This is a genomic window from Micromonospora sp. CA-249363, from assembly GCF_050950185.1.
Taxonomy (GTDB): Bacteria; Actinomycetota; Actinomycetes; order Mycobacteriales; family Micromonosporaceae; genus Micromonospora.
Genome location: NZ_CP192020.1, coordinates 1,437,934 through 1,459,221, shown reverse-complemented (window position 1 = coordinate 1,459,221; position 21,288 = coordinate 1,437,934). Strand labels below are relative to the sequence as shown.

22 protein-coding genes and 3 pseudogenes are annotated in these 21,288 nt (G+C 73.4%); 8 read left to right on the top strand and 17 right to left on the bottom strand.

Annotation, left to right across the window (positions count from 1 at the left end; translation table 11 throughout):
* Nucleotides 1-24 precede the first annotated feature (24 nt).
* From rpsB to ACQPZK_RS06885, 3 genes and pseudogenes are all read right to left on the bottom strand, one after another.
* A complete protein-coding gene (rpsB, locus tag ACQPZK_RS06895; protein ID WP_433537480.1) occupies nucleotides 25-921 on the bottom strand; it encodes a 30S ribosomal protein S2 in 897 nt (298 codons plus the stop codon).
* A gap of 492 nt (nucleotides 922-1,413) precedes the next feature.
* Nucleotides 1,414-2,007 (bottom strand): annotated as a pseudogene (locus ACQPZK_RS06890) (hypothetical protein); the annotation flags it as partial.
* A 483-nt stretch (nucleotides 2,008-2,490) separates the two neighbouring features.
* A pseudogene (locus tag ACQPZK_RS06885) lies at nucleotides 2,491-2,779 on the bottom strand (hypothetical protein); the annotation flags it as partial.
* A 268-nt stretch (nucleotides 2,780-3,047) separates the two neighbouring features.
* Between ACQPZK_RS06885 and ACQPZK_RS06880 the strand changes: the two are divergent.
* From ACQPZK_RS06880 to ACQPZK_RS06855, 6 genes and pseudogenes are all read left to right on the top strand, one after another.
* Nucleotides 3,048-3,407, top strand: a complete 360-nt coding sequence (locus tag ACQPZK_RS06880) for a YraN family protein (protein ID WP_433537479.1) — start codon at nucleotides 3,048-3,050, stop codon at nucleotides 3,405-3,407.
* Between the two features lie 27 nt (nucleotides 3,408-3,434).
* Nucleotides 3,435-4,955, top strand: a complete 1,521-nt coding sequence (locus tag ACQPZK_RS06875) for a YifB family Mg chelatase-like AAA ATPase (RefSeq protein WP_433537478.1) — start codon at nucleotides 3,435-3,437, stop codon at nucleotides 4,953-4,955.
* Nucleotides 4,952-6,148: a DNA-processing protein DprA gene (dprA, locus tag ACQPZK_RS06870; protein WP_433537477.1), complete on the top strand. Its 1,197-nt coding sequence runs from the start codon at nucleotides 4,952-4,954 to the stop codon at nucleotides 6,146-6,148. The genes ACQPZK_RS06875 and dprA overlap by 4 nt, the downstream gene beginning before the upstream one ends.
* Nucleotides 6,149-6,162: 14 nt before the next feature.
* Nucleotides 6,163-6,534: pseudogene (locus ACQPZK_RS06865) on the top strand (site-specific integrase); the annotation flags it as partial.
* A 3-nt stretch (nucleotides 6,535-6,537) separates the two neighbouring features.
* Complete coding sequence (locus ACQPZK_RS06860; protein ID WP_433539129.1) at nucleotides 6,538-7,470, top strand: tyrosine-type recombinase/integrase; 933 nt, start codon at nucleotides 6,538-6,540, stop codon at nucleotides 7,468-7,470.
* 44 nt (nucleotides 7,471-7,514) lie between these two features.
* Nucleotides 7,515-8,696, top strand: a complete 1,182-nt coding sequence (locus ACQPZK_RS06855) for an aminotransferase class V-fold PLP-dependent enzyme (RefSeq protein WP_433537476.1) — start codon at nucleotides 7,515-7,517, stop codon at nucleotides 8,694-8,696.
* On the opposite strand, the gene ACQPZK_RS06850 is transcribed toward ACQPZK_RS06855, so the two are convergent.
* Nucleotides 8,630-9,295, bottom strand: a complete 666-nt coding sequence (locus ACQPZK_RS06850) for a M23 family metallopeptidase (protein ID WP_433537475.1) — start codon at nucleotides 9,293-9,295, stop codon at nucleotides 8,630-8,632. The two genes, ACQPZK_RS06855 and ACQPZK_RS06850, sit on opposite strands and share 67 nt — an antisense overlap.
* A gap of 175 nt (nucleotides 9,296-9,470) precedes the next feature.
* On the opposite strand from ACQPZK_RS06850, the gene ACQPZK_RS06845 reads away from it, so the two are divergent.
* A complete protein-coding gene (locus ACQPZK_RS06845; RefSeq protein WP_433537474.1) occupies nucleotides 9,471-10,598 on the top strand; it encodes a sulfite oxidase in 1,128 nt (375 codons plus the stop codon).
* Nucleotides 10,599-10,644: 46 nt separating this feature from the next.
* Here ACQPZK_RS06845 and ACQPZK_RS06840 read toward each other — a convergent pair whose 3' ends face one another.
* The 12 genes from ACQPZK_RS06840 to proS form a co-directional block, all read right to left on the bottom strand.
* Complete coding sequence (locus tag ACQPZK_RS06840; RefSeq protein WP_018218957.1) at nucleotides 10,645-10,968, bottom strand: DUF2469 domain-containing protein; 324 nt, start codon at nucleotides 10,966-10,968, stop codon at nucleotides 10,645-10,647.
* Nucleotides 10,965-11,777, bottom strand: a complete 813-nt coding sequence (locus ACQPZK_RS06835) for a ribonuclease HII (RefSeq protein ID WP_433537473.1) — start codon at nucleotides 11,775-11,777, stop codon at nucleotides 10,965-10,967. The genes ACQPZK_RS06840 and ACQPZK_RS06835 overlap by 4 nt, the downstream gene beginning before the upstream one ends.
* Nucleotides 11,771-12,292: an NUDIX hydrolase gene (locus tag ACQPZK_RS06830; RefSeq protein WP_433537472.1), complete on the bottom strand. Its 522-nt coding sequence runs from the start codon at nucleotides 12,290-12,292 to the stop codon at nucleotides 11,771-11,773. The genes ACQPZK_RS06835 and ACQPZK_RS06830 overlap by 7 nt, the downstream gene beginning before the upstream one ends.
* A 48-nt stretch (nucleotides 12,293-12,340) precedes the next feature.
* A complete protein-coding gene (lepB, locus tag ACQPZK_RS06825) occupies nucleotides 12,341-12,976 on the bottom strand; it encodes a signal peptidase I (protein ID WP_433537471.1) in 636 nt (211 codons plus the stop codon).
* A 10-nt stretch (nucleotides 12,977-12,986) separates the two neighbouring features.
* Nucleotides 12,987-13,856, bottom strand: a complete 870-nt coding sequence (lepB, locus tag ACQPZK_RS06820; protein WP_433537470.1) for a signal peptidase I — start codon at nucleotides 13,854-13,856, stop codon at nucleotides 12,987-12,989.
* A 181-nt stretch (nucleotides 13,857-14,037) separates the two neighbouring features.
* On the bottom strand, nucleotides 14,038-14,394 hold the full coding sequence (gene rplS / locus ACQPZK_RS06815; protein WP_421474953.1) for a 50S ribosomal protein L19: 357 nt from the start codon (nucleotides 14,392-14,394) through the stop codon (nucleotides 14,038-14,040).
* A 143-nt stretch (nucleotides 14,395-14,537) separates the two neighbouring features.
* A complete protein-coding gene (trmD, locus tag ACQPZK_RS06810; protein ID WP_433537469.1) occupies nucleotides 14,538-15,311 on the bottom strand; it encodes a tRNA (guanosine(37)-N1)-methyltransferase TrmD in 774 nt (257 codons plus the stop codon).
* 11 nt (nucleotides 15,312-15,322) lie between these two features.
* Nucleotides 15,323-15,880: a ribosome maturation factor RimM gene (gene rimM, locus ACQPZK_RS06805; protein ID WP_433537468.1), complete on the bottom strand. Its 558-nt coding sequence runs from the start codon at nucleotides 15,878-15,880 to the stop codon at nucleotides 15,323-15,325.
* Nucleotides 15,880-16,113, bottom strand: coding sequence for an RNA-binding protein (locus ACQPZK_RS06800; protein ID WP_013284588.1), 234 nt, complete (start codon nucleotides 16,111-16,113; stop codon nucleotides 15,880-15,882). The genes rimM and ACQPZK_RS06800 overlap by 1 nt, the downstream gene beginning before the upstream one ends.
* A gap of 1 nt (nucleotide 16,114) precedes the next feature.
* Nucleotides 16,115-16,585 (bottom strand): 30S ribosomal protein S16, encoded by a 471-nt coding sequence (gene rpsP, locus ACQPZK_RS06795; protein WP_355051573.1) that lies wholly within the window; start codon nucleotides 16,583-16,585, stop codon nucleotides 16,115-16,117.
* A gap of 230 nt (nucleotides 16,586-16,815) precedes the next feature.
* Nucleotides 16,816-17,436 (bottom strand): DUF402 domain-containing protein, encoded by a 621-nt coding sequence (locus ACQPZK_RS06790; protein WP_433539128.1) that lies wholly within the window; start codon nucleotides 17,434-17,436, stop codon nucleotides 16,816-16,818.
* 37 nt (nucleotides 17,437-17,473) lie between these two features.
* A complete protein-coding gene (gene proS, locus ACQPZK_RS06785) occupies nucleotides 17,474-18,880 on the bottom strand; it encodes a proline--tRNA ligase (protein WP_433537467.1) in 1,407 nt (468 codons plus the stop codon).
* A 299-nt stretch (nucleotides 18,881-19,179) separates the two neighbouring features.
* Between proS and ACQPZK_RS06780 the strand changes: the two genes are divergently transcribed.
* Nucleotides 19,180-19,782, top strand: a complete 603-nt coding sequence (locus tag ACQPZK_RS06780) for a TetR family transcriptional regulator (protein WP_433537466.1) — start codon at nucleotides 19,180-19,182, stop codon at nucleotides 19,780-19,782.
* Between the two features lie 355 nt (nucleotides 19,783-20,137).
* Here ACQPZK_RS06780 and ACQPZK_RS06775 read toward each other — a convergent pair whose 3' ends face one another.
* On the bottom strand, nucleotides 20,138-21,217 hold the full coding sequence (locus ACQPZK_RS06775; protein WP_433537465.1) for an amidohydrolase family protein: 1,080 nt from the start codon (nucleotides 21,215-21,217) through the stop codon (nucleotides 20,138-20,140).
* Nucleotides 21,218-21,288 lie beyond the last annotated feature (71 nt).

Genomic DNA, 21,288 nt, shown 5'->3' with positions numbered 1-21,288 from the left:
GACGGCGGGGCGGCGACGGTGCGGTCACTCCGCGGCGGCGGCCGCCGGCTGCTCGGTGGCGGCGGGCTGCTCGGTGGCGGCGGGCTGCTCGGTGGCGGCGGGCTGCTCGGTGGCGGCGGGCTGCTCGTCGGCCTTCTTCGGCTCCTCCAGCAGCTCGCGCTCCCACTCGGCCAGCGGCTCGTCGGTGGCGACACCGGCCTCCGGCTTCTCGTCGGTGCCCCGACGACGGCCCGAACGGGCGATCAGACCGTCCGCGACGGCTGCGGCGACGACCTTGGTCAGTAGCTCGGCCGAGCGGATGGCGTCGTCGTTGCCCGGGATCGGGAAGTCGACCTCGTCCGGGTCGCAGTTGGTGTCGAGAACGGCGATCACCGGGATGCCCAGCTTGCGGGCCTCGTCGACGGCGATGTGCTCCTTCTTGGTGTCGACGATCCAGACGGCGGCCGGCAGCTTCTGCATGTCCCGCAGACCACCAAGCGTGCGGGTCAGCTTGATCTTCTCGCGGGAGAGCTGCAGGGTCTCCTTCTTGGTGTAACCGGCGGCGGTGCCGCTCAGGTCACCAAGGGCCTCCAGCTCCTTCATCCGCTGGAGCCGCTTGTACACCGTCTGGAAGTTGGTCAGCATGCCACCGAGCCAGCGGTGGTTGACGTACGGCTGACCGACCCGGGTCGCCTGCTCGGCGATGGCCTCCTGGGCCTGCTTCTTAGTGCCGACGAAGAGGATGCTGCCACCCTCCGCGACGGTCCCACGCACGAACTCGTACGCCTTCTCGATGTAGTCGAGGGTCTGGCGCAGGTCGATGATGTAGATACCGTTGCGCTCGGTGAAGATGAAACGCTTCATCTTCGGGTTCCAGCGCCGGGTCTGGTGCCCGAAGTGGACACCGCTCTCCAGCAGCTGACGCATGGTCACGACGGCCATGGTGTGGGTACTCCTTGCATCCCTGGTTGTTCCGCCCGGCCGGCGGCCGGGCATCCTGGCGCCCGGTCGGCGGCCATGCGGGCCCGACCAAGATCGGGACCAGGGAGGCCGTCGCCCCACGACGATTCGTGGAGAGGGCGCGCGAGGTCGACCGCGCGAGGCGGTCGCCAGTTGGCCAGTGTACGCCCCTCCCCGGTTTCGGCGTGCCGGGGTGCCGCGCCGCCGGACAAGATCGCGCTAGTTCCGGGAAATGGTGGCTTCCGCGTCACCAGAGGCCACTATTTCCTGGTTGTTGCGTGGATCATCGGCCGGACCGCGCAGACGGCGGATCGGCCGCGCCGGGCGAACGGCGGCGGGTCAGCCGGCGGCGGGCGCCGCGGCAGGTCAGCCGACGGCGAGCGCCGCGGCGGGTCAACCGACGGCGAGCGCCGCGGCGGGTCAACCGACGGCGAGCGCCGCGGCGGGTCAACCGACGGCGAGCGCCGCGGCGGGTCAACCGACGGCGAGCGCCGCGGCGACGAAGAGCACGAGGCCGACCGTCAGGTACGCCGTCGGAGGGCGCAGCCAGCCTCGACCGCTGTCGGAGAGGGCCAGTCCGCCCGTTCTGAGCCCGTACAGCCCCACTGCGAAGATCGGCAGCCCGGCGACCAGGCAGATACCCGCGACGACGTTCCCGGCGTTCACCGGGTCGCCGGTCACGCCCGCCAGCAACACCCGCAGCGCGGGGATCTCGAAGATCAATGCCAGTAGGGCGAAGAGGGCCGCCAACGCCGGACGGCGGGTCCGGTAGACGCCGTCCGGCGCGGCGGAGTACGCCGTTGGATCGCCCGCGGGCAGGTCGGGGCGGGGGCCGATACCCGGCATCGGGCCGGTCGGCATGTCCAGCGGGTGCGGCTGGTCCGCACTGCCGCCCCGGTTCGGCTCGACGATCGGGTAGCCGGCGAGCGGCGCGGGCCGGGTCTGCTCGGCGAAGGGGGCAGGCTGGCCCTGATCGATGAGAGCAGAGGGCTGGCCGGTGAGGGAAGCGGACTGGCCGGTGAGGGCAGCGGGCTGGCCCGGCTCGGCGGGTCTGGCCTGCCCTGCGAGCAGAGCGACCGCGGGTTCAGCGTCCGGGCCGGTCGTCGGCCCGGTGTCCCGGGCGAGACCCGGCACGGCGTGGGCGGTGTCCGGCGTGATCGTGGTCAGTGGGTCCCGGGCGGCTCGACGGCCGGGCAGCTCACCGGAAATCTCCGAGGGGTCCCGATCCGCCCGGCGGGAGCGGGTCGCCCGGTAACCGTCCGCGTCCGTCCGGACCTCACCCAGCGGGTCGACCGCGCCGAACCGCCCGGAGTCGGCCTCGGCGGTACCGAATCGTCCCGACTGGGCCTCGACGGCACCGAAGCGCCCGGAGTCCGCCTCCGACGCACCAAAACGGGTCGCGCCCAGACGCGCGGAGTCCGGCTCCAAAGCGCCGCCGAAGCGGCCCGCGTCCAGCGCGCTCAGGCGGACCGGGTCCGGCTCGGGCGTCCCACCGAAGCGGACCGGGTCCGGCCCGGGCGTCCCACCGAAGCGGACCGGGTCGGGCTCGGACGTGCCACCGAAGCGGCTGGGGTCGGGCTCGGACGTGCCACCGAAGCGGACCGGGTCGGGCTCGCGGCGACGGCCGACGCCGGTGTCCTCGAGGGATCGGGCGTCCTCGACGCCGCGCTGCTCGGGGATCTCGCCGTCGCGGTATCGCGGTTCGCCCGCGCCGCGCCACTCGGGCTCGCCGTACCCGCGCCCCCGCTCGTCGGGGTACCAGCGCGACTCCTGATCTTCCGGAAAGCTCCGTCGTCCGTCCACGTCAGGCACCGTATGCGACGGCCCATCCGCGCGCCATTTCGGCCCGTCCGGGTTGATCGACTCCGGGTCGCCGAAGTGGGGGCATCCGAACGCCCGGACACCCCCACTTCGCCGATCTGGAGCCGATCAACCCGTCGGACGCCGACGCACGCCGTAGCGACGCCGAACCCACGCCGTAGCGACGCCGACGCAGGCCGTAGCACAGCAGGGGCTTGATCGTCCGGTCGTCCACAGAGCGACCGTCATCCACAGGCGGGCGGTCGCGGGGTCGCGGCGCTCGTGCGCAAGGGGGCACCGTCGCGGCCATGACGAAGCGGAACCAGGCGGTCGGCGCGTACGGCGAGCGGTGCGCCGCCCAGCACCTGAGCGAGGCGGGACTACGCCCCATCGCCCGGAACTGGCGCTGCCCGGAAGGTGAGATCGACATCATCGCCTGGGACGGGCCAGTGCTCGCGTTCTGCGAGGTCAAGACGCGTCGGGGCGACGCGTTCGGCCCGCCGGCCGAGGCTGTCGTACCGGCCAAGGCCCGCCGCCTGCGCGGGCTCGCCGCGCGGTGGCTCGCCGAGACCGGCACGAACGCGGACGAGGTGCGGTTCGACGTGGTGTCGGTGCGCCTGCCCGACGCCGGTCCCGCGCGGGTCGACCACGTCAAGGGCGCGTTCTGAGATGCGCCGACGAACGGGTGACGCGTCATGAGCTACGCGAAGGTGCTCTGCGTGGGGTTGGTCGGCGTCACCGGCCATCTGGTCGAGGTCGAGGCGGACCTGGCCGCCGGCCTGCCGGCGGTGGTGATCTCCGGTCTGCCGGACACCGCCCTGCACGAGGCCCGCGACCGGGTCCGGGCCGCCGTCGTCAACTCCGGTCAACGGTGGCCCAACCGGCGCATCACGCTGAACCTGCTGCCCGCGACGCTGCCGAAGTTCGGCTCGGCGTTCGACCTGGCCATCGCCGCCGCGCTGCTGGGTGGCTCCGGTGAGCTGCCGCTACTGCCCTTGGAGGGAGTGGTGGTCCTCGGCGAGCTGGGCCTGGACGGGACGGTCCGGCCGGTGCGCGGCGTGCTGCCGATGGTCGCCGCGGCGGCCCGGGCGGGCATCGAGCGCGTGATCGTGCCGACCGGCAACGCCGCCGAGGCCGCGGTCATCCCCGGCGTACGGGTGCGGGCGGTGGACACGCTGCACCGGCTGGTGACCTTCGTCCGCGACGGCAGCCCGCTGATCGAGCCACCGTCGGACACCCCGGCCCCGATCACCGGTGGCCCCGACCTCGCCGAGGTCGCCGGGCAGCAGATGGGCCGGCGCGCGTTGGAGGTCGCGGCAGCGGGCGGACACCATCTCGCGCTGCTGGGCCCGCCCGGGGCCGGCAAGACGATGCTGGCCGAGCGGCTGCCGTCGCTCCTGCCAGAGCTGGACGACGACGCGGCGCTGGAGGTGACCGCCCTGCACTCGGTCGCCGGGCTGCTGCCACCGGGTGGTCGGCTCCTGCGTCGCCCGCCGTTCCAGGCGCCGCACCACACGGCGACGATTCCGTCCCTGGTCGGCGGCGGTTCGGGGCTGGCCCGCCCTGGCGCGGTGTCGCTCGCCCACCGCGGGGTGCTCTTCCTCGACGAGGCCCCCGAGTTCAGCAAGGGCGCGTTGGAGGCGCTGCGCCAGCCCCTGGAGCACGGCCGCATCCAGCTCAGCCGCAGCGGCGGGGGCACCGAGTACCCGGCCCGGACGCAACTGGTGCTGGCCGCGAACCCGTGCCCGTGCGCGAAGCCGTCCGGCGACGCTTACTGCGAGTGCTCGCCCGTGGTCCGCCGCCGCTACCTGGGCCGGCTCTCGGGGCCGCTGCTCGACCGGATCGACGTGCAGGTGCGGCTGATGCCCGTACGGGCGGCGGAGCTGATGGCGGCCGGAGGTGACGTCGAGTCCTCGGCCACGGTCGCCGCCCGGGTCGCGGCGGCCCGTGGCGCGGCGGCCACCCGCTGGGCCAGCCTCGGCCGGCGACTCAACGCCGAGGTGGACGGCCCGTTCCTGCGCCGCCCGCCCTGGCGGCTACCGGCGCTGGTCACCGCCGAACTGCGCGCCCGGCTCGACTCCGGGTCGCTCTCGGCGCGCGGCTTCGACCGGGTGATCCGGATGGCCTGGACGATCGCGGACCTGGACGGTCGGGACCGGCCCGACCGTGAGGACGTACGAGAGGCGACCCAGCTACGGACAGGAGAGACGGCATGAGCGCCGACGAGGAGAGCAGGCTGGCCCGGGTGGCGCTGACCTGGCTGGCCGAGCCCGGCACCCGCGTGGTGCACGCGCTTGTCGAACGGCTGGGGCCGGCGGCGACGCTGGAGCTGCTGCTCGACGGCGGCAGCCCCGACCGGTGGCTGGCAGCCGCCGTGGCCGCCCGGCTGTCGGCCGGCGACGCCCGCGCGGTGGCGACCGAGGCGCTGGACCGGGCGGACCGGCTCGGTGCGCGTCTGGTCACGCCGGACGACGACGAGTGGCCGGCCCGGGTCGCCGACCTCAGCACGCTGCGGCTTCCCGACCTGACCCGCCGCGTGGACGTGGAGACCGCCCCACCGCTGTGCTTCTGGGTACGCGGCGCGTGGCCGCTCGGCGAGGCGCTGGAGCGCTCGGTGGCCGTGGTGGGCGCGCGGGCGGCCACGGCCTACGGCCAGCACGTGGCCACCGACCTCGGGTACGGGCTGGCCGAGCGGGACTGGACGGTCGTCTCCGGTGGCGCGTTCGGGATCGACGCCGCCGCCCACCGGGGTGCCCTGAACGCCGAAGGCCTCACCGTGGCGGTGCTGGCCTGTGGAGTGGACCGGCCGTACCCGATGGGCAACACCGCCCTCTTCGACCGGGTCGCCGACACCGGGCTGCTGGTCAGCGAATGGCCGCCCGGCGCCGAGCCGCTGCGGCCGCGGTTCTTGATCCGCAACCGGGTGATCGCCGGCGGCACGCTGGGCACCGTCGTGGTCGAGGCGTCGGCGCGCAGCGGAGCGACGCAGACCGCCCGGCGTGCCATCTACACCGGGCGGGTGGCCATGGTGGTGCCGGGGCCGGTGACCTCGGCGATGTCCGTCGGCGCGCACGAGTTGCTCCGCGAGAACCCCAAGGCCCGGCTGGTCACCGGCGTCGCGCACGTGCTCGAGGAGGTGGGTCGGATCGGCGTGGACCTGGCGCCGCCGGCCCGCGGCCCGCAGCGGCCGGCCGACGATCTGGACGACGACGCCCGGTCGGTGCTGGAGGCGTTGCCCCGCCGGGGCGCACGGGGTGTGGACGCGCTCGCCACCCGCGCGGGTCTGGACGTGCGGACCGCGCTGCGCAAACTGTCCCTGCTCGAAGAACTGTCCATGGTGGTACGACGCGACGACGGCTACGCCCTCGCCCCGGTCGGCAAACCCACGGGCCCGGCCGACCGCCGGTAGACGCGGACGCCGACGTGGCCGGCGGAGCACACCCCTCGGTCGTACGCTGGTGCCGTGCCTGCTGCCAGCGAAGGTGCGCACGCCGCCCGGCGGACCGCATCCGTGACGTCGCGAGAGGCGTGCCGGCCGTGAGCCGGTCCGACCGGGGCACCCGGGCCATCCACCAGGAGCTGCCACCGCCGCTGCGGGACGCGGTCGACGACTTCGCCGAGCACCTCGCCCAGGTTCGCAACCGGTCGGCGCACACGGTCCGCGCGTACGTCACCGATGTGGTCGCCCTGCTCGACCACGCGGTGCGGATGGGTTGCCGGGACCTGAGCGAGGTCGACCTGTCGGTCCTGCGGAGCTGGTTGGCCCGGCAGCGGACCACCGGCGCCGCTCGTACGTCGCTGGCCCGTCGGGCCGCCTCGGCGCGGGCGTTCAGCGCCTGGGCACACCGCGCCGGGCTGCTCCCCGCCGACGTGGGGGCCGCGCTCGCCAGCCCTCGGGCGCACCGGGAGCTGCCCGGCGTCCTGCGCGCCGACCAGGCCGCCGCGCTGCTGGAGGCACCGGCCCGGCGCCCGACGATCGCACAGGGCACGGCCGCAACAGGATCGCCCGCGCACGGCACACCGGCAACAGGAGCGCCCGCGCACGGCACGCCGGCAGCAGGATCGCCCCCACACGGCACGCCCGCGACAGGATCGCCCGCGAACGGCACGCCGGCAGCAGGAGCGCCCGCGCACGGCACGGCCACGGCAGGAGCGCCCCCACACGGCACGCTCACGACGGAGTCCGCCCCGGGCGGAGAGCCCACGCAGGAAGGCGCCGCCGACGCGGCGGTGCTGCTGCGGGACCGGGCGCTGCTGGAGCTGCTCTATGCCACCGGCGTACGGGTCAGCGAGGCGTGCGGGCTGGACGTGGAGGATGTCGACCACGGCCGGCGCGTGATCCGGGTGTTCGGCAAGGGCCGCCGTGAACGTTCGGTGCCGTACGGCGTCCCCGCGCAGCGGGCGCTCGACGAATGGCTGCGGCAGGGCCGACCCGCGCTGGTCGCCCCGCACTCGGGTGGCGCGCTGCTGCTCGGGGCCCGCGGCGGTCGACTCAACCCGACCACGGCGCGGCAGATCGTCGGCGGGTACGCCGAGGCCGCCGGCCTTCCCCGGACGAGCCCGCACGGGTTGCGCCACTCCGCCGCCACCCACCTGCTGGAGGGCGGCGCCGACCTGCGTGCCGTGCAGGAACTGCTCGGGCACTCGTCACTGGCCAGCACGCAGATCTACACACACGTGTCGGTGGAACGTTTGCGCGCCGCCTACCGCCAGGCGCACCCCCGCGCCTGATCACGGGCCGGGAGGCTGGACCGCCCGACGGTTACGATCATCCGGTGAGCGTCCCGCAGCCTCCCGAGCCGATTCCGGGCGCCCGCCTGCTGTTCTCCCTGGACCCGGCGGTCAGCCACCTCAACCACGGCTCGTTCGGCGCGGTGCCGGTCGGCGTGCAGCGCGCCCAGCAGCGGCTGCGCGACGAGATGGAGGCCAATCCGCTGCGCTTCTTCACCCAGGGGCTCGTGGACCGGATCGGGCACACCCGGCGACACCTCGCCGGGTTCCTCGGCGCGGACCCGGAGGGCAGCGCGCTGATCGGCAACACCACCACCGGCGTCGCCGTGGTGCTCCAGTCGGTGGGCCTGCGCCCCGGTGACGAGATCCTCAGCACCGACCACGGGTACGGGGCGGTGAGTCTGGCCATCGCGCGGGAGTGCCGCCGCACCGGCGCGGTCAGCCGGGTCCTGCCGATTCCGCTGGACGCAAGCGACGAGCAGATCGTGCAGACCATCCGGGCCGGCCTGCGCCCGGGACGGACCCGGCTGCTCGTCGTCGACCAGCTCACCTCCGCCACCGCCAAACTCTTCCCGACCGCCGCCATCGTGGCGGTGGCCCACGAGAACGGCGTGCCGGTCCTGGTGGACGCCGCGCACGCCCCCGGCATGCTCGCCAACACGGTCGCCAGCATCGGCGCGGACTTCTGGGCGGGCAACCTGCACAAGTGGGGGTACGCGCCGCGTGGCACCGCCCTGCTGGCGGTCGCCCCGCAGTGGCGCGAGCGGATCGAGCCGCTGGTGGTGTCGTGGGAACAGGAGACCGGCTTCCCGGCCCGGCTCGAATGGCAGGCGACCCTCGACTACACCTCGTGGTTGGCCGCCCCCGCCGGGCTGTTCACGCTGCGCAGCCTCGGTGTGGACCGGGTACGGGAGCACAATGCCGCGCTCGCCGCGTACGGCCAACGGGTCGTGGGGGACGCGCTCGCGGTGCCCCCCGCCCGGTTGCCCGACCCCGGCGGACCGGGGGTGTCTCTGCGTCTCATCCCGCTGCCGGCCGGCACGGCCACCACGATCGACGCCGCGCGGGCGTTGCAGACGCGCATCGGCGAACGGCTCGCCGCCGAGGTCGCGGTGATGAGCTGGAACGGCCGTGGGTGGCTGCGGCTCACGGGTCAGGTCTACAACACGGCCGACGAGTACGAACGGCTGGCGGTGCGGCTGCCGGCGCTGCTCGCCCAGCGCTGACCCCGCGCACCCTGGTCGAGCGGGAGGAGCCGCACCGGGCCGAGGCCGAGCAGAGCCAGCGGGTCGAGATACTCCTCGCCGCGGCGCAGTCCCCAGTGCAGGCAGGCGACGGTTGGGCAGCCAGGATGCCCCGGCAGCAGTTCGCCCAGCGGCGTGCCGGCGGTGACCGGCTGGCCGGGGCGTACCGCGGGCTGGACCGGCTCGTAGGTGGTCCGCAGGCCGTCGGCGTGCCCCACGGTGACCACCGGTCGGCCGGCCACCGGGCCCGCGAAGAGCACCGTGCCGGGCCCGGCGCTGCGGATCGCCGTGGCGGGCGCGGCGGCCAGGTCCACTCCCCGGTGCCCGGCCAGCCACGGCTGTGGCGGCGGGTCGAACCGCCGCACCGGTCGCGGTGGCCCGTCGAGCGGCCAACGGAAGCGTTCGGCGGGAGCGGGAGCCTGGAACGCGATCAGCACGGTCGGCGTCGGTGGCTGGCCGGGCACCGACGCGACGAGCATCGCCAGACCGACGAGCTGCACGGTCAGGGCGAGGGGGATCGCCGCGCAGAGCAGCACGGTACGGCGGATCGAGACGAGGCGGGTGGCGCAGGGCAATCGCATGCCGGCAGCCTCGGGCCGGGACCGGGTCGTCCGCCAGCCCGGTCACCGAAGCTGTGGACAACTGGCGGCCCTGTGGACGACCACCCGGAAGGGTCGATGATCTGCTATGACCCGCGCAGGGCCTAGGCTGGTCGCGAGTGCGGTGAGCTGCCGCCACACGGACCGGGAGGCTCGCATGACCACTGTCGACGACCGGGGGCCGAGCGTGGCCGACGTGAGCGGCCCGTCCCGGCTCGCCGAAGCGGACGAGGCGATCAGTGCGGACGAGTTGCAGCTCGCCGCCCGCAACCACGGCCTTCCGCTGGAGGCGCTGCGCTACGACGTGACCCCCGCCGGGCTGCACTACCTGCTGATCCACTACGACATCCCGGAGCTGGACCCGGCGACGCACGCGCTCACCGTCGGCGGCGCGGTCGAGCGGCCGTTGACCGTCGGTCTGGCCGAGCTGCGGGAGCGGCCCCGGGTCACCCACCGGGTCACCCTGGAATGCGCCGGCAACGGTCGGGCCCTGCTGCACCCCCGGCCGGTGAGTCAGCCGTGGCTGGTCGAGGCGGTCGGCAACGCCGAGTGGACGGGTACGCCCCTCGCTCCGCTGCTGCGCGAGGCGGGCCTCGACCCGGACGCCGTGGACGTGGTGTTCACCGGCGCCGATCACGGTGTCGAGCGGGGAGTCGAGCAGGACTACCAGCGGGCTTTGCCGGTGGCCGACGCGCTGCGCGAGGAGGTGCTGTTGGCGTACGAGATGAACGGCGCTCCCCTGCTGCCGCAGCACGGCGCGCCGCTCCGGCTGATCGTGCCGGGCTGGTACGGCATGGCACACGTCAAGTGGCTGCACTCGATCGAGGTGCGGACCACCCCGTTCGACGGCTACCAGAACGCGGTGGCCTATCGGCTGCGCCGCGACGCCGACGATCCGGGCGAGCCGGTCGCCCGGATCGAGCCGCGCGCGCTGGTCCGCCCGCCGGGCTTTCCCGACTTCATGACGCGCCGCCGGGTGCTGCGGGCGGGATCGTGCACGGTGGACGGTCGGGCCTGGTCGGGGCACGCGCCGGTGGTGGCGGTGGAGGTGAGCGTCGACGGCGGGGCGAGCTGGGAGCAGGCCGAGCTGGACCCGGCGGCGGGCGGGGAGTTCGCCTGGCGACGGTGGCGGTACGAGTGGACGGCGACGCCGGGCCGGTACGTGCTCAGCGCGCGGGCGACCGACGCGTCCGGGCGGACCCAGCCGGTCGAGCAGCCATGGAACCGTGGCGGCTTCGCCAACAATCTGGTGCAGCGCGTCGAGGTCGTCGTACCGGCCGAGTGACCGGTCGGTCAGCCTCGGGTGGGGGGCCCGGGGCGCGACGGGTCGGTCAGTTGCCGAAGCCGGAGTCGGCGGGCAGGGAGATGTCGGGCTTCTCCAGCTCCTCGACGTTGACGTCCTTGAAAGTCATCACTCGGACGTTCTTCACGAAGCGGGCGGGGCGGTACATGTCCCACACCCAGGCGTCGTGCATCTCGACCTCGAAGTAGACCTCGCCGTCCGAGTTGCGCACGTGCAGGTCGACCTGGTTGGCCAGGTAGAACCGACGCTCGGTCTCCACCACGTAGGAGAACTGGCGGACAATGTCGCGGTACTCCCGGTAGAGCTGCAGCTCCATCTCGGTCTCGTACTTCTCGAGATCTTCCGCGCTCATCGCACTCCGCCTTCCATGACCACATCTTCCCCCACCGGCGTCGAAGGCCGAGGCTGCTCGCCCAACGCCACGCCGACGGTACCCCCTGACGCCCGTGAGTGCCCCATCGGCTCGTCCGACGCGGGGCCGACGGGCCGCCGGGCGCGCGGCGGCCGGCCGTCGCGGCCGGAGACCGCGGCGACATTGACGTACGAGAAGCGGTGTTCCCGGCACGGCCCGTGCTCGCGCAGCGCCGCGCTGTGCTCCGGGGTGATGTAACCCTTGTGCTCGGCGAAGCCGTACGCCGGGTAGACCCCGTCCAGCTCCACCATGATCCGGTCCCGGGTGACCTTGGCGAGCACACTGGCCGCCGCCACGCAGGCGGCCACCCGGTCGCCCTTCCACACCGCCAGCCCCGGGACGCCCAGGCCGTCCACGCCGAAACCGTCGGTCAGCACGTACTCCGGTCGGGTGGTGAGCGAGGCGAGCGCCCGCCGCATCGCGGCCAGGTTGCACACGTGCAGCCCCCGGGCGTCGACCTCGTCGGCGGGGATGACCACCACGGCGTACGCCAGGGCACGGTCGACGACCTCGGCGTACACCCGCTCCCGGCTGGCCGGCGTGAGCAGCTTGGAGTCGGCGAGCCCGTCGATCTCGCCGCGCCGCCCCTCGGGAAGCATGGCCGCGGCGGCGACCAGCGGCCCGGCGCAGGCACCCCGACCGGCCTCGTCGGCGCCGGCCACGTGCCGGAAGCCGCGCCGCTGCAACGCCCGCTCCAGCGCGTAGAGCCCGGCCTCGCGACGAACGACGGTACGCGGCGGGGTCAGCACGACGCCTCGGCGGCCGGCGGCAGCAGCCGGGCCAGCAGGTCGGGCAGCTCGGGCGGGTAGTACCGCTCGCCGCTGGCGGCCAACTCGGCGGGCAGCCACCAGCGGTGACCGGCGATGCTGCGCTGCTCGACGTCGTTGAAGCCGACGGTGTCGACCTGCCACGACGGGACGCGGAGCAGGAAGAAGTCCTGCTCCTGGCGGTACCAGTCGCCGTCGAACGGGAACTCGGTGGCGTCGGACCAGACCGCCTCGCCCAGCTCGGCCGGATCAACCCGCAGCCCGGTCTCCTCGGCCAGCTCCCTCACCGCGCCGGACGCCGGAGACTCACCCTCGTCGAGCCCGCCGCCCGGGGTGAACCAGTAGCGGTGCTCCGGGCGGGCCGGATCGAAGCCGTGGAACAGCAGGATCCGGCCGGCCGCGTCGACGAGCAGCACCCGCGCCCCGCGTCGAGAGATGTAGACGCGGTCGGCACTGTTCGCGCCTGCGGGGCTCGCAAGCCCACTCCTCACGGTCACCGCACCAGCCTGCCAGACGGGCGGCCGATCGCCCATGCCCCCGCCGCCCTAGGGCTTGGGAATGCCGTCGAACTGGTCGGGCACCGTCAACCAGGTGGCCCGGTTGACGGGCCAGAAGACGGTGAACGCCCGACCGACCACCTCCCCCTCGGGGATCGTGGCCTCGGTGATGTTCTGCCCGGACTGCTGCCAGTGCTCCAGCGAGTCGCCCGAGGCGGACCGGTGGTCGCCCATCACCCACAGCCGCCCCTTCGGCACGGTGATGTCGAACTCCTGGTCGGCCGCCTTGTCGCGGACACCGTCGATGGAGAAGATGTACGGCTCGTCGAGCGACTTGCCGTTGATCATCAGGCGCTCCTGCGGGTCGCAGCAGACCACGTGGTCACCGCCGACACCGATGACCCGCTTGATGAAGTCCTCGCCGTCGGGGTTGCCGCTCCACTCCGTCGGGGCCTTGAAGACGATCACCTCACCGCGGTGCGGCGACCGGAAGTCGTAGACCAGCTTGTTGACCAACACCCGGTCATCGATCTTGAGAGTGTTCTCCATGGACGGGGAGGGGATGAAGAAGGTCTGCAACACGAAGGCGCGGACCAGCACCGCGACCAGGATCGCCACACCCAGCAGGATCGGCAGCTCCTTCCAGAAGGAGCTGCGGGGCTTGTCGGTCTGCTCGTCAATCACGCCAAGGAGCCTACGTTGCCGGGCCGGACGTCACCGTCCGGAACGCGCGGGAAGCCCTCAGCGCGAGCGTCAGCGGGAGTATCAGCAGCACACCGCCCTGCGGGGACGGGCGGGCCGGCGGCACGCCGGAGGCGGCCGTGGCCGGCGCGGCCACGTCGTCGAACGTCGCCGGCACCGACAGCGCCGCCCAGCGCGAGGACGGCCACACCACCATGAACGCGCGGCCGACCACGTTGTCGATGGGCACCGGCCCCTGACAGCGCGCGTCCTGGGAGACCTCGCGGTGGTCGCCCATCACGAAGATCTGACCCGGGGGTACGACCACCTCGTCGAAACGCCGGGAGCGACACTCCTGCGGGTTCGGCGGCAGGTCCAGTGGCGAGTCGCGCAGCACGTACGACTCGTCGAGCGGGGTTCCGTTCACGGTGACCCGCCCCTGCGAGTCGCAGCACTTCACGCGGTCACCGGGCACGCCGATCACCCGCTTGATGAAGTCCTTCTCGCCGGGGCGGCTCACCCCGACGAGGTCACCGACGGTCCGGGCGAGCTTGCCGGCGAACCCGGGCTGCGGCTGCTCGTCGACCTGCGGCGCCCAGCGGTCGGTGCCCCGGAAGACCACCACCTCGCCGCGCACCGGGTCACGAACGTCGTAGACGACCTTGTTGACCAGCACCCGGTCGCCGATCAGGAGGGTGTCCTCCATCGAACCGGACGGGATGAAGAAGGCCTGGAGCAGGAACGTGCGGATCAACACCGCGAGGCAGAAGGCCACCACCAGCAGCAGCGGAAGCTCCTGCCAGAGAGGCATCTGACGCCGGGTGCGGCGAACCCGCCGGCGCCACGGATCGACGGTGCCGTCCTCGTCAAGCGTCTGCACCACGCCACTCCCCGGTCCGCAGAAACACCACCGCCCGGGAGCCTCGTCGAGGCTCCACGGGCGGTTGTGGACGACTGCCCGCCACGAGGGCGGGGCCACCGCCTGGCTGCGCCCGTACGACCAGGGTAGTGCGGTCCGGTCGGTACGGCATACGCGCAGCTCAGGCGGCGTGGCGAGCGGAAAGTCAGCTGGGCTGCTTCTCGCGCTTCTCCTTGATCTTGGCCTTCTTGCCGCGCAGCTCGCGCAGGTAGTAGAGCTTGGCGCGACGCACGTCACCGCGGGTCACGACCTCGATCCGGTCGATGCCCGGACCGTTGAGCGGGTAGGTCCGCTCGACACCGACACCGAAGCTGACCTTGCGGACCGAGAAGGTCTCGCGCAGACCGTCACCCTGGCGGCGGATCACGACGCCCTGGAAGATCTGGACACGGGACCGGTTGCCCTCGACGACCCGCGCGTGCACCTTCACGGTGTCACCGGCACGGAAGTCGGGGATGTCGGTCCGCTTCGACTGGGCGTCAAGGGCGTCCAGGATGTTCATCGCTGCGTCCTCGTAAGGCTCACGGCGCACCGTCACTCGGTGCGCGGATGGGTGATTCTGATCCCCGGGTGGTGGTCAGCGGGCCGACCCCGGTCGGGGATCCTCGCAGCCGCCCGCGGGCGCGGGCGGATACGGCAACCTCCCTACTTTGCCACATCCCCCGGCGGTGGCTGAAATCCGGCCTGTTCCAGAGCCGCGATGTCCCGTTTGTCGAGCCGATCGGGGGGCAGTGCGGCCAGCAGGTCCGGACGTCGGGCCGCCGTACGCAGCAGCCCCTCCTCGCGCCGCCAGCGGGCGATCCTGCCGTGGTCGCCGGACCGGAGGACGTCCGGCACGTCGTGGCCGCGCCAACTGGGCGGCTTCGTGTAGATCGGCGCCTCGAGCAGCCCGTGCGCGTGCGACTCCTCGTCCAGCGAGCCCGCGTTGCCCAGCACCCCGGGCAGCAGTCGGGTGACCGCCTCCAGGATGACCAGCACGGCGACCTCGCCGCCGAAGAGCACGTAGTCACCGAGCGACACCTCGGTGACCGGCATCCGGGTGGCGGCGTGCGCCAGCACCCGCTGGTCGATCCCCTCGTACCGGCCGCAGGCGAAGAGCAGGTGCGGCTCGTCGGCCAACTCGTGGGCCATGGCCTGGGTGAACGGCACACCGGCCGGGGACGGCACCAGCAGTCGGGGCGGCGCAGCCCCGTCCGGCGCGAGCGCGTCGAGCGCCGCACCCCACGGCTCGGGCTTCATGACCATCCCCGGGCCGCCGCCGTAGGGGGTGTCGTCGACCGTGCGGTGCACGTCGTGGGTCCAGGTCCGCAGGTCGTGTACGGCGAGCTGGAGCACGCCGTTGGCCCGGGCACGGCCGATCAGCGACAGGTCCAGCGGGGCGAAGTACTCCGGGAAGATCGACACGACGTCGACGCGCATGCGGGGTGGTCCTAAAGATCGAGCAGTCCGGCCGGCGGGTCGACGATGACGCGTCCACCGGCCAGGTCGACCTCCGGGACGATCGCCCGGACGAACGGGATCAGCGCGGTACGCCCCTCGGGCCGCCGCAGCACCAGCAGGTCGGACGAGGGCGCGTGGTCGATGCGGGCGACCTCGCCCAGGCGTTCGCCGGCCGGGGTGACCACCGCGAGCCCAACCAACTGGTGGTCGTGGAACTCCTCCGGGTCCTCCGGAGGCTCGACGTCGGCGCTGTCCACCACGAGCAACGTGCCGCGCAGCGCCTCGGCCGTGTTGCGGTCCAGGATCCCGTCGAACGCGACCAGCAGGCGACCCTGGTGGAACCGGGCCTCCTCGATGGTCAGCTCGGCCGGAACTCGGAACGGCACGCCCGGCCCGTCCGCCGGCGCGGGCGGCGGAACCGCCCCCGGCTCAGTGCGCAGCACTGCACCGGGGGCGAACCGCGCTTCGGGCTCGTCGGTCCGCACTTCCACGGTGACCTCACCGCGGATACCGTGCGGCTTGCCGATCCTTCCGACGACGAGCTGCATCAGTACGAGTCGACGATGTCGACGCGCACGCCGCGCCCACCGATGGAGCCGATCACCTGACGCAGCGCCTTGGCGGTCCGGCCGGACCGCCCGATCACCGTGCCGAGGTCCTCGGGGTGCACGCGGACTTCCAGCCGCTTGCCCCGACGGGAATCGACCATCCGGACCCGGACGTCGTCCGGGTGGTCGACGATGCCCTTGACCAGGTGCTCCAACGCGGGACGCAGAGGCATGTCAGGCCTGCTCACCGGCGTCGGCGGCGGGGGTCTCGGCCGGAGCCTCGGTCGCCGGGGCCTCGGCAGCCGGAGCCTCGGCGGCCTTGGCGGCCTTCTTGGCCGGCTTGGCCGGGGTCTCCGGGGCCAGACCGGCAGCGGCCTTCGCCTCGGCCTCGTACGCCGCCTTGCGGTCGGCCCGCTCGGGGGCGACCTTCAGCGGCGGCGGGGCCGGCAGACCCTTGAACTTCTGCCAGTCACCGGTCAGCTCCAGCAGCCGCTGCACCGCCTCGCTCGGCTGGGCGCCGACGGACAGCCAGTACTGGACCCGCTCCGACTTGACCTCGATGACCGAAGGGTCCTCCTTCGGCTGGTACACCCCGACGAACTCGATCGCCCGGCCGTCGCGCTTGGTGCGGGAGTCGGCGATGACGATGCGGTACTGCGGGTTGCGGATCTTGCCCATCCGCAGGAGCCGGATCTTTACGGCCACAGTTGTTTCGCTCCTGTTGCGATCTCACCAGCCCACGACGGGCGGTGTGCATGGGTGAGCGCCGACCGGCACAGTGGGGTTGGGCCGGAGACAACTCGGTGGACTGGCGACGCGCCCGGGTTAGAGGGCGCCGGACGCGCGCCGGATACCAGCGACCCATTCTGCCAGATCCGACGCCGATCTTCCGCACCGGACCCCGACCCCACGTCGCCGGTGATCCGGAACACCCGTCAGCGCACCGGCGGACGGTCCCACCCTGGGGGTAGTTCGTCCGGTACGTCCCATTCCTCGGGCGGGGCGAAGTCACACCAGGTGCCGTCGAACGGGAACGCGCCGGCCTCGGCGAGAGCGATCACCCGCTCCCCCTCGGCCCGGACCGCCTTCTCATCGGTCACCCAGTAGTCGTCGCCGAAGGCGAGCCGCTCGACGAACTCGCCCTCGTCCTTCCACTCCCAGCTTAGGTCCGGGCGTACCACCACGTCGAGGTCCTGGTCCACCACGTCCACGCCGGCCACCGGGCCGTCGTCCCAGCGGACGCCGGGCTCCTCCAGGTTGACGTACCAGTGGGCGAACCGCCCCTGCGCGTCCCGGAACCACCACACCGAGTGCGCCGCACCGGTGGGCAGGAACTTCAACAGCGGAGGCCCGTTCCAGCGCCCGTGCGCCAGCCGATAGGACGACGAGACCCACTGGGCGAACGGCATGGCCCGCATGTTCAGCCCCGCCTCGGTCACCTCGTGCGCCACCGGCGAGTCCCGCGCGATCCAGACCAGCAGGCCCCGCTCGTCGTCGCTGACCACCCGCCCCGGGCGCACCCAGCCGATCCGGCCGTGCCGCACGTTGCGGTGCATGATCAGCCGACCCGGCTGGAACCGGTCGACGAGCACCTCAGTAGGCGCGGGCGAGAATGGCCACCAGGTCGGGCTCGTCCTCCGAGTCCGGCACCGAGCCGTCGGCCCGCAGCAGGCAGCGCACCGTCACGCCCTGGCCGTTCGCCTCGGCCTCGCCGGCCACGCCGACCGCCGACCACGGCACCTTGGCCCAGCCGGTGGCGGCAGCCTCGATGGCCTCGGCGAGGGTCGACACCTCGACCGTGCGGGACTTGCGGTGGGCGAGCGCCTGGTCGTGCAGCGTCTGCTGGTCGGCCTCCAGCGCCGCGAGGACCGCGCCGACCACGTCGGCCACCGCCGTCGGGGACTTCGATCCATCCGTACGGCGTACCACCGTCGCGTTGCCGGCGGCCAGGTCGCGGGGGCCGACCTCGACGCGTACCGGATAACCGCGCAGCTCCGCGTCGACGGCCCGGCGGCCGAACGCGGTGTCGGTCCGGTCGTCGAGCGCGACCCGGACACCGGCGTCGCGCAGGCCGTCGCGCAGCTTGGCCGCCGCCTCCGCGACGCCCTCGCCATCCTTGACGACCATGATGTACGCCTGGATGGGCGCCAGCCGCGGCGGCACCCGCAGGCCGTTGTCGTCGCCGTGCGCCATGATCAGACCGCCGAGCATCCGCGTCGACGTGCCCCAGGAGGTCGTCCAGGCGTGCTCCCGGCCGCCCTCCCTGGCCGAGTAGCTGATGTCGAACGCCTTGGCGAAGTTCTGGCCCAGCTCGTGGCTCGTGCCCAGCTGGAGCGCCTTGCCATCGCCCATCATGCCTTCGCAGGTGTACGTGGCGGTCGCCCCGGCGAAGCGCTCACGGGTGGTCTTGAGGCCCACCACCACCGGGATGCCCAGCACGTTGACCATCAGGTCCTCGTACGCCTCGTGCAGGATCCGCCGCGCGTAGGCGCGGGCGTCCTCGCGGGTGGCGTGCGCGGTGTGCCCCTCCTGCCAGAGGAACTCGCTGGTCCGCAGGAAGATGCGCGGGCGCAGCTCCCACCGGACCACGTTCGCCCACTGGTTGAGCAGCAGCGGCAGGTCCCGGTACGAGTCGACCCACTTGGCCATGAACTCGCCGATCACCGTCTCGCTGGTGGGACGCACCACCACCGGCTCGGCGAGCTGCTTGCCGCCACCGTGCGTGACGACCGCCAGCTCCGGGGAGAAGCCCTCGACGTGCTCGGCCTCGCGCTTGAGGTAGCTCTCCGGGATGAACAGCGGGAAGTACGCGTTCTCCGCGCCGGCCGCCTTGATCCGGGCGTCCATCTCGGCCTGCATCCGCTCCCAGATGGCGTAGCCGGCCGGTCGGATGACCATGGTCCCCCGGACCGGGCCGTTGTCGGCCAGCTTCGCCTTGGCGATCAGGTCCTGGTACCAGCGGGGAAAGTCCTCCGCACGGGGAGTGAGCACGCGTGCCATGACCGCACATCCTATGCGCCACCTGAGGTGCCACCGCGCCCGGGAGGCGTCGCGCCCTGTCGAGCCGGCCGACGGCGCGGCGGTGACCCAGCCGGCACGCGCTGTCGAGCCGGCCGACGGCGCGGCGAGGGGCCAGCGGCGGCTCGGCGGTGGGCCGGCCGCCACGCGCTGTCCAGCTGGCCGACGGCGCGGCGGTTGGCCCGGCCGCCACGCGCTGTCGAGCGGACCGGCGGCGCGGCGGCGGGCTGGCCGGCACGCGGCGGTGGGCTGGCCGGCGGCTCGCGTAGAATTCGACCATCATGACTGCGACGATGGGCTCGCCGCGCCAGAGGTTGCGGGACACGATCGTGGACGCGGCCCGCGCGCGGACCATCGCCGTCGGCTGGGACGCGGTTCGGATGGGCGGCGTGGCCACCGCGGCCGGCGTGAGCCGGCAGACCGTGTACAACGAGTTCGGCAGCAAGGCCGGCCTGGCCGAGGCCCTCGCCCGGCGCGAGGTCGACCGTTTCGTGGGCGACGTCCGCGAGGCACTGGACGCACACGGATCGGACGTGCGGGCCGGCGCGTACGCGGCGATCGCGCACACGCTCGCCACCGCTGCGGACAATCCGCTGGTCAAAGCCATCCTGACCAGTGCCCGGGGCGGCTCCGACGAGCTGCTGCCGTACCTCACCACCCGAGCCGAGGTGGTCCTCACCGAAGCGTCGGACGCGCTGCTCGGCTGGGCCGCAGACCACCTACCGGGCGCGGACCCGACCGCGCTGGCCTTCGCTGCCGACACGGTCGTCCGCCTCGTGGTGAGCCACATCGTGCTCCCCGGGGCGCCGATCGAACAGACCGCGACGGCCCTCGCCGACCTGGCCGTACACCTCTTCACCGTCGCCGCCTCCACGCGCCGCTGATCCGCCCCGCGCCCCGCGCCCCGCGCCCCGCGCCCCGCGCCCCGCGCCCCGCGCCCCGCGCCCCGCGCCCCGCGCCCCGCGCCCCGCGCCCCGCGCCAAGATCCTCACAACATCACCGATGTTGCTGCCTCAGCCACGCGGGAAGCAGCAAGATCCCTGATGTTGCGCGGATCTTGGACGGCAAGATCGTGCAACATCCTGGATGTAGTGGCATCCCGCGACGCCGAGGCCACTACATCCAGGATCGAGCGCGATCTTGCGCGGCCCAGCCCAGCGCAGCCCAGCCCAACGCGGCCCAGCCCAACGCAGCCCAGCCCAGCCCAACGCGGCCCAGCCCAGCGCGGCGCGGACGGGGTCAGCGCACCACTCGGCCGCGCAGGATCGTGCGGGACGGGGCACGGACGACCCGCAGGTCGCGGCGGGGGTCCTCGGGGTAGACCGTCAGGTCGGCGAGACCGCCCTCGACCAGGCCGGGAAAGCCGAGCCACTCCCGGGCGCCCCAGGAGGCGGCGGCCAGCACGTCGACCGGTGCCATGCCCGCCCGCTCGTGCAGCAGCAGCATCTCTTCGGCGGCCAGCCCGTGGTCGATGCCACCGCCGGCGTCGGTGCCGACGTAGATCGGCACGCCCGCCTCGTGCGCGGCCCGTACCACCTCTGGGAAGCGGTCGCGCAGCGCGAGCATGTGGTCGGCGTACCCGGGGAACTTGGCTCGCGCCTGCTCGGCGATTCCGCCGAAGGTCGCAATGTTGATCATCGTGGGAACGAGGGCGGTGCCCCGGCGGGCCATCTCGTCGATCAGGTCGAGGCTCAGGCCGGTGCCGTGCTCGACCGAGTCCACCCCGGCTCGCACCATGATCTCGACGGCGGACTCGGAGAAGGTGTGCACGGCGGCGCGTACCCCGGCGTCGTGCGCGGCCCGCACGGCGGCGGTCAGGGTGTCGGCGTCCCAGGCCGGCGCGAGGTCGCCGACGCCCCGGTCGATCCAGTCGCCGACCAGCTTGACCCAGCCGTTGCCGGCCTTCGCCTGGGCGGCCACCGTCGCGGCGACCTCGGTGGCGTCGACCTCCACGCCGATGTCCCGCAGATAGCGCTTCGGCGGGGCGACGTGCCGGCCGGCGCGGGCCAGTCGCGGCAGGTCCGGTTCGTCGTCCAACTCGGGGTACGGGTACGGCGAGCCGGCGTCCCGGATCGCCAACACCCCGGCGTCCCGGTCGACGTGGGCCAGAGCGCGGGCCTGGTCGAGCGAGGTGATCGGGGCGCCACCTCGGGCGATGCCGATGTGGCAGTGCGCGTCGACCAGCCCCGGCAGCACGAATCCGCCGTCCACGACGGTCTCCGCGTCGGGCACCGGAGTGAAGGTCACCCGGTCGCCGACCAGCCAGAGGTCCCGCACCTCGTCGTCGGGGAGCAGTACGCCGCGCACATGAAGGGCCATGCGCACAGTCCTACCCGATCACTCCCCGTCGGGGGCGAGCAGGTCGTTCTTCCCGGCGGTCAACGCAGGCA